The organism is Aeromonas sp. sif2416 (genome assembly GCF_019218665.1).
In the GTDB taxonomy this organism is placed as follows: domain Bacteria; phylum Pseudomonadota; class Gammaproteobacteria; order Enterobacterales; family Aeromonadaceae; genus Aeromonas; species Aeromonas encheleia.
Genome location: NZ_JAHUXC010000038.1, coordinates 1 through 435, shown reverse-complemented (window position 1 = coordinate 435; position 435 = coordinate 1). Strand labels below are relative to the sequence as shown.

The 435-nt window shown below is 63.9% G+C and carries 1 protein-coding gene; it reads left to right on the top strand.

Going from position 1 to position 435, the window contains the following annotated elements:
- Positions 1-435, top strand: a 435-nt coding sequence (gene icmH, locus KW821_RS21430; RefSeq protein ID WP_218292859.1) for a type IVB secretion system protein IcmH/DotU, incomplete at both ends; no start/stop codon positions are given.

Below are 435 nucleotides of genomic sequence, written 5' to 3'. Positions count from 1 at the left end.
TGCTGGGGCTGGTGCAGCGGGTACGGCTGCTCTCCCGCCACGATCGGGTGCCCGAGCTCTACCAGCGGGTGGTGACCGAGATCCAGGCCATAGAGCAGGAGCTGATGGCCCAGGGTTACGAGAACGGCGTCGTGCTCTCGTTTCGCTACATATTGTGCACCTTCATCGACGAGGCCGTGATGGGCCGCGACTGGGGCAGCCAGAGCGAATGGTCGGAGCACTCACTGCTGACCCGCTTCCACAACGAGACTTGGGGCGGGGAGAAGGTGTTCGTGCTGCTGGCCCGCCTGCAGGAGGACCCGGTGCGCTATCGCGACATCCTGGAGTTCATCTATCTGTGCCTCTGCCTCGGCTTCGAGGGGCGCTACAAGGTGATGAGCCAGGGCCAGGGCGAGTTCGAGCGCATCGTCAAGCAGTTGCACAAGCAGCTCTCCC